Genomic DNA, 6,242 nt, shown 5'->3' with positions numbered 1-6,242 from the left:
CGCGCCGCCGCACCGTCGACATCGGCCGCTGACAGCGGCCCATTACCCGTGCTCGGGCTCTGACTCAGTTCGGCGGACACCGGTCAATGGTGCCACCAAGCTGCAAATTCAGTGCACAGGGGTGAGCACAAAGACCGGAATTTGCCGGTCCGTCTTCGTCTGATAGTCGGCGTAGTCCGGCCAGGCCGCCACGGCGCGTTCCCACCAGACCGCCTTCTCGTCGCCGAATACCTCACGGGCGTCGTAATCGCGCGTGGTTGCGCCGTCCTGTAGCTCGACCCGCGGATTCTGGGCGATGTTGTAGTACCAGACCGGGTTCTTCGGAGCCCCGCCCAACGACGCGACGCAGGCGTACTCGCCGTCGTGCTCGACGCGCATCAGGGGGGTCTTGCGGAGCTTGCCGGTCTTGGCGCCGACGGTGGTCAGCAGAATGATCGGCTTACCCTTCATATCTGCGGCATCGGCACCACCGGATTCGGCGTACTTGTCGGCTTGTTCGCGAGACCAATCCCACGGGCTGGGTGCGTATTCACCTTCGAGTGGCATGAGACCACCATAGACACGTGTACACGGGGTGCCCAGCCGCTCGGGCTGCTCCTCAGCTCCGACTCAGGGTCTGCACTGTAGAGTCTGCGATCGACTCCGCACACGATTACCTGTAGTGGCACAGATTCCTCATCTCGCGGGGTCAGCTTCTACCCAACGATGGGACGTGACGCACCATGCCGCGGTACTCGCGTTCCTTCTGCGTGCGCGTCCTCGTAACCCGCACAGCTACACACGCCGCCTTTCCCGAGGCCGGGTAGCGGTCCCGTTGGCCATCACAGACGTAGCCGAATACGCCCATCTCAGCGACGCGGACCTCACCGCGCTCGCGGCCGAGTTGGACACGATTCGTAGCGATGTCGAGGCTTCGCGCGGTGCCAGGGATCGGAAGTACATCACCCGCGCGATCGCTTTCCAGCGATGGTTCGACATAGTGGCGAGGCTGATCATCGCCGGCACCAAGGGCAAAATCGGTTGGGCCCTGGGAACGACTGCGCTGGCCGCGGCCAAATGCATCGAGAACATGGAACTCGGCCACAACATCACCCACGGTCAATGGGATTGGATGAACGATCCGGAAATCCATTCCAATACCTGGGAGTGGGACATGGCCGGTCTCACGTCGCAGTGGCGCTATACCCACAATTACCAACACCACGTCTTCACCAACATCGTCGGGGTGGACGCCGACCTCGGCTTCGGAGTCCTGCGGGTCACCCGGGACCAGAAGTGGCGGCCGCTCGCCCTGCTGCAACCGCTGTTCGCGGTGCTCCTCGGGATGGCCTTCGAGTGGGGCATCGCGCTGTATGGCGTGATTTCGGTGCAGCAGGAAGAGACCACGGACGCCGGCAGAGCCGCCCAGAAATCGGCAATGCTGCGGAAGATGGCACGCCAGGCCGGCAAGGACTATGTCCTCTTTCCCGCCCTGAGCGGCCGGAGATGGCGGCGCACGCTGGGCGCGAACATCGTCGCAAACGGATTGCGTAGCGGGTGGGCGTACATCGTGATCGTCTGCGGTCACTTCGTCGACGGGGCGGAAAAGTTCACGCCATCAGTGCTGGAGAACGAGACGAAGCGGGAATGGTATCTCCGGCAGATGCTGGGTACCGCGAATTTCGACGCCGGACCGACACTGCGGTTCATGACCGGAAATCTGTGCTACCAGATCGAACACCACCTCTATCCCGATCTGCCGCACAACCGGTATCCGGAGATCGCCGAGCGGGTTCGTGCCGTGTGCGCGACCTACGAACTGCCGTACACGACCGGTCCGTTGCTGCGTCAGTACCTGCTCACCGTGCGCACGATCTGCAAGTTGGCACTGCCGGATCGCTGGCTCTCCGCTACCTGCGACGACGCACCGGAAACGTGCTCTGAGAAGAGGTTCCGGAACGTCACGAACGGATCAGCAACAACCCACGACAACGACGACGTGCCGCGGCGCGGATTGGTCACGGCGCTGCGCGACCACCGGATGCTGGCGTCCACCCGGGCGCGCCGCTACGCGAGCTGAGTGGTCGATGCGCGTCCGGGCTCGTGGATGTCCGGGCCTGGTTCGCTGACGTACAACTCCTCGATCTCCGCGGCGTACTTGGCCGCGATCGGGCGGCGTTTGAGTTTCATCGTCAGGGTTATCTCGTCGCCGCCCGGCTCCCACAGGGTGGGCAGGATGCGGAATCGTTTGATCTGCTCGACCCGCGACAAATTCTCGTTGCCCGCGGCCACCCCCGCCGAAATCTTCGCGAGCATCTCCGGGTGGGAAGCCAGCGCAGCCGGCGAGGCGTCGGCCAGTCCGAGATCGGCCGCGTGCGGGCCGACCGAATCGGCGTCGAATACCAGCAACGCGGTGTTGTACGGGCGGGCGTCGCCGATCGTGACCATCGCCCCGATCATCGGGCAGGCCGCCTTGATCGCGTTTTCGATGTTGGCCGGCGACATGTTCTTGCCGGCTGCGTTGATGATCAACTCCTTCTTGCGGTCGACGATCCGCAAGAAGCCGTCGGAGTCCGTTTCCAATATGTCGCCGGTGTGCAGCCAACCGTCGGCGTCGATCGCCTCGGCGGTCTTGGCCGGCTCTTTGCGGTAGCCCTTCATCACCAACGGTCCGCGCACCAGATACTCGCCATCCTCGGCGATTTTGGATTCCAGCCCGGGCAGCAGCTTTCCCACCGAACCCAGTCGCGCCTCACTCGGATGGCTCACGCTCGCAACACAACTCAGCTCCGACATGCCCCAGAATTCTGCGATCGGGATGCCGATACCGACGAAGAACGCCAGCGTCTCCCGCGGAATCGGCGCCGCACCCGACACCGCCCACCGCACCTTGTCGAGCCCCAGCTTTTCCCGCAGCTTCGACAGCACAAGTTCGTCGGCCTGTGCCCATTCGGCGGCCACGTCGTCGGGCAGCGGTTCGCCGGCGACGAGTGCCGCGGCGCGTTTCGCGGCAACCTCCAAGGCCCACTGCAAAGCCTGGCGCGTTGTTTCGTCCTGCTCGTGTGCCACGGCGAATTCGATTCCCGCCTTGAGCTTTTCCCACACCCGCGGCACCGCCGCCCAGATCGTCGGCCGGGCATCCGGTAATGCGGCCGCAATTTCGCGAACGTCGGAGATAACTGTGACCAGGATGCCGTACAGCTCCTGGTTGTACAGCGCCATAATGCGGTCAGCGATGTGAGCGGACGGCAGATACGACGTGCCACGATCATCCGGCCGGACGTCCAGGACGGCGGCGAGGGCATAAGCCTCGAACAGCAGGTTGGTGTGCGTCATCTCCACCCCTTTGGGATTCCCCGTTGTTCCCGAGGTGTAGATCAGGGTGATCACGTCGTCGGGCTGCACCGAACGCCAGGTCGCGTCGAAATCGAAGCCGTCCTCGGCGGCGGCGTAGAGGTCATCCAGCGACAGGGTGCCGTCCGCGACGCCGTCGATACAGACGATGTGCTCGAGCTGCGTCCCGCTTGCCCGGATCCGGTCCACGTATTGCTGTTCACAGATCACCACTTTGGTGCCGGCGTTACCGAACACGTAGGTCAGCTGCTCGGCGGGCAAGGTGTTGTACACCGAGAACGAGGTGGCGCCCAGATGCTGCGCACCGACTTCCAGCGGATAGAACTCGATCCGGTTGGCCATCATCAGCGCCACCGTGTCGCCGCGGCGGACCCCGATGCCGTGCAGGCCGGCGGCGACCCGACGAACATCGGCGGCGTACTCGCGCCAGGTGAGTGTTTGGGTGTCGCCGGGGGTGCGAAGCGCGACCGCGTCCGGGTCCACCCCCGCGGCGTGCTGAAACGCCTCGCACATGGTGGTTGGCCTGCTCGGCTGTATTTTTGAATCGCTCACGCAGCCGAGGCTAGTCCTGCGCTACGTTGCGGGTATGGGAAACGCGATCGCCGACTTGACACCCGTCGAGCTGACCGCGTTTGTCACCCAGTACGCCCGCGCACTCGACAGCCGTTGGCCCAGGCCGATACTCGGTGACACGTTGGCCGATGAGATCGTCGCCAACATCGACTTCGACTTCGACGGTTTGGGTGTGCCGGCGAGCGCGGTGCGCCAGACCGCGTTGCGGGCCAAGATGCTCGACGACCGGGTGCGCGATTTCGTCGCCGAGCACCCCGATGCCGTCGTCGTCGACCTCGGCGCGGGTCTGGGCACCGCCATGCAGCGTGTCGCGCCGCCGGCCACGGTCGACTGGTACAACGTCGATCTGCCGAACGTCATCGCATTGCGCGATGAGGTGGTGCCGGTCGACTACAAGGCCCATTCGGTGGCGGCATCACTGGCCGACAACGTTTGGACCGACCAGGTGCCGCCCGACCGGCCCACCATGCTGGTGGCCGACGGCCTACTGGCGTTCTTAGCGGAATCGGTGATCGTGAACCTGTTCCACCACATTCCCGAATACTTCCGGTCCGGCGAACTGGCGATGAACGACTATGGGCACGTCAGTCGGCTCAACATCGCCGCCATGAAGATCGTCTTCAGCGCTGTCGGAACCCAGTGGGCCTACCAAGGCTTCAACGATGCACATGTCCCGGAGAGCTGGAGCCCACGCCTGCGACTGGTCGAAGAGACCAGCCTGTCGCATGCGCCGGAGGTCGATCTGTACCCGCCTGCGACCCGACTCGCGACCCGATTGATGGGCATGACCAAATCAGGCGCCCGCACGGCGCGGATCCTCCGCTATCGCTTCTGAACTTCGAAAGGTGACGACGATGCCGGCGACACTGATCACGGGCGCCACTGTGTGGGACGGGATTTCGGCGCAGTCCGCGCCACGCCAGGTGCTGGTCGTCGACGGCCGCATCCAGCGCATTGCCGACGCGATCGAGACTCCACCGGATGCCCGGGTGGTGGACCTCCGCGGGCACACATTGACGCCGGGCTTCATCGACTGCCACACCCACGTGACGCTGGCACCCCCGGTGGGGCTGCTGATGGCACTCGACTCGAGCGTCGCGAAAACGTTGAAGTCCTTGCCGGTGCTGCGCGCGCTGCTGATGAACGGATTCACCACGGTCCGCGACTTGGGTTGCGCGGACATCGATTACCCGACCATCGACCTGCGGAACGCGGTGGCCGCCGGGCTCGTTGTCGGCCCGCGGATGGTGGTCGCGCCGCACATGATCTCCGCGCGCGGCGGTCACGGCGACTTCAGCGGAATGGTCGCCGACGAGTATCAAGATCCCTGCCGGCCACTGGAGTTGGCCGCCGCCGACGGCGCCGACGAGATCCGCATCCGGGTCAGACAGCAGATCCGGGCCGGTGCCGACTGGATCAAGTTCGGCGCCACCGGCGGCTTCGCCTCACCCTCCGACGACCCCGGCCACGCCACCTACAGCCAGGAGGAGATGAACATCCTGGTCGCGACGGCCAACGACCTCGAAATCCCAGTCACACCACATAGTTACGGCGACGAGGGTATCCGGCGCGCCGTCCGGGCCGGGGTGCGCAGCATCGAACACGGCAACCTAGCGTCGGCCGAGACGCTGCGAATGATGACCGACGCCGGGGTGTTCATGGTGCCGACGCAATACACGATCCTGTCCAAAGCCCGCGGCGACGCAAGCGGCGATGCGGTCTGGGCCGCGCTGCCCGAGCACTCGCGACGCAAAATGGAGAAATACCGCGGGGCGCTGCTAGACGCGGCGGAGGGGCTCGCCGCCAGCGACGTCCGGATCGCCTTTGGAACCGATGCCGGAATGTTCCCGCACCACGATAATTGGCGCGAGTTCCCGATGATGGTGTCGACCGGCATCACACCGTTGCGGGCTCTGCGGTCGGCCACCAGCGTGGCCGCCGAAATGCTGCGCCTCGACGATCTCGGGGTGATCGCCGAGGGCAAGATCGCGGATCTGATCGCGATGCCCGGTGATCCCTTCGCCGACATCAACGTCACCGGTCAAGTGGACTTCGTGATGAAAGAGGGTGTGATTCACAAGGATCCAGCCGTCAGCGATTCCCGAGTGTGCGGCTAGCGGAGCGCTCGGCGCTGACGCGGCAGGATCCAGCCCGCTGGTAAATGCCGCATGCACGCGCGTCGATTAACGGGCAGGTGCGGCGCAAGCCCCATTCGATGACCGCCCGCGCGCGGAGCGAATCTCCGCGGTTCAGCGGGTCGATCGGCACCGGATCGAGGACCAATGGCCCTGCCAACGGCGGCCGTTTCAGACAACGCTGGAACCAGTCGTTGAACT

The 6,242-nt window shown here is 64.8% G+C and carries 5 protein-coding genes and 1 pseudogene; 3 read left to right on the top strand and 3 right to left on the bottom strand.

Annotated elements, in window-relative coordinates; translation table 11 throughout:
* Positions 1-108 precede the first annotated feature (108 nt).
* Positions 109-546 (bottom strand): nitroreductase family deazaflavin-dependent oxidoreductase, encoded by a 438-nt coding sequence (locus VN856_RS23585; protein ID WP_325693681.1) that lies wholly within the window; start codon positions 544-546, stop codon positions 109-111.
* Positions 547-814: 268 nt separating this feature from the next.
* On the opposite strand from VN856_RS23585, the gene VN856_RS23580 reads away from it, so the two are divergent.
* A complete protein-coding gene (locus tag VN856_RS23580; RefSeq protein WP_325693685.1) occupies positions 815-2,059 on the top strand; it encodes an acyl-CoA desaturase in 1,245 nt (414 codons plus the stop codon).
* Here the strand turns inward: VN856_RS23580 and fadD11 are convergent.
* Positions 2,047-3,846, bottom strand: coding sequence for a fatty acid--CoA ligase FadD11 (gene fadD11, locus VN856_RS23575; RefSeq protein WP_414687035.1), 1,800 nt, complete (start codon positions 3,844-3,846; stop codon positions 2,047-2,049). The genes VN856_RS23580 and fadD11 overlap by 13 nt on opposite strands.
* Positions 3,847-3,919: 73 nt before the next feature.
* On the opposite strand from fadD11, the gene VN856_RS23570 reads away from it, so the two are divergent.
* Together VN856_RS23570 and VN856_RS23565 are read left to right on the top strand one after the other, a co-directional pair.
* On the top strand, positions 3,920-4,741 hold the full coding sequence (locus tag VN856_RS23570; protein ID WP_325693679.1) for a class I SAM-dependent methyltransferase: 822 nt from the start codon (positions 3,920-3,922) through the stop codon (positions 4,739-4,741).
* 19 nt (positions 4,742-4,760) lie between these two features.
* Positions 4,761-6,023 (top strand): amidohydrolase family protein, encoded by a 1,263-nt coding sequence (locus tag VN856_RS23565; protein WP_325693676.1) that lies wholly within the window; start codon positions 4,761-4,763, stop codon positions 6,021-6,023.
* Here the strand turns inward: VN856_RS23565 and VN856_RS23560 are convergent.
* A pseudogene (locus VN856_RS23560) lies at positions 5,998-6,242 on the bottom strand (hypothetical protein); the annotation flags it as partial. The gene VN856_RS23565 and the pseudogene VN856_RS23560 overlap by 26 nt on opposite strands.

The organism is Mycobacterium sp. (assembly GCF_035603715.1).
In the GTDB taxonomy this organism is placed as follows: domain Bacteria; phylum Actinomycetota; class Actinomycetes; order Mycobacteriales; family Mycobacteriaceae; genus Mycobacterium.
This window is presented reverse-complemented; position numbering and strand designations above follow the sequence as displayed.

Coding starts and splice junctions, on each gene's coding strand:
- VN856_RS23585 (WP_325693681.1), bottom strand. CDS start 546: ATGCCACTCGAAGGTGAATACGCACCCAGCCCGTGGGATTGGTCTCGC.
- VN856_RS23570 (WP_325693679.1), top strand. CDS start 3,920: ATGGGAAACGCGATCGCCGACTTGACACCCGTCGAGCTGACCGCGTTT.
- fadD11 (WP_414687035.1), bottom strand. CDS start 3,846: ATGTGCGAGGCGTTTCAGCACGCCGCGGGGGTGGACCCGGACGCGGTC.
- VN856_RS23565 (WP_325693676.1), top strand. CDS start 4,761: ATGCCGGCGACACTGATCACGGGCGCCACTGTGTGGGACGGGATTTCG.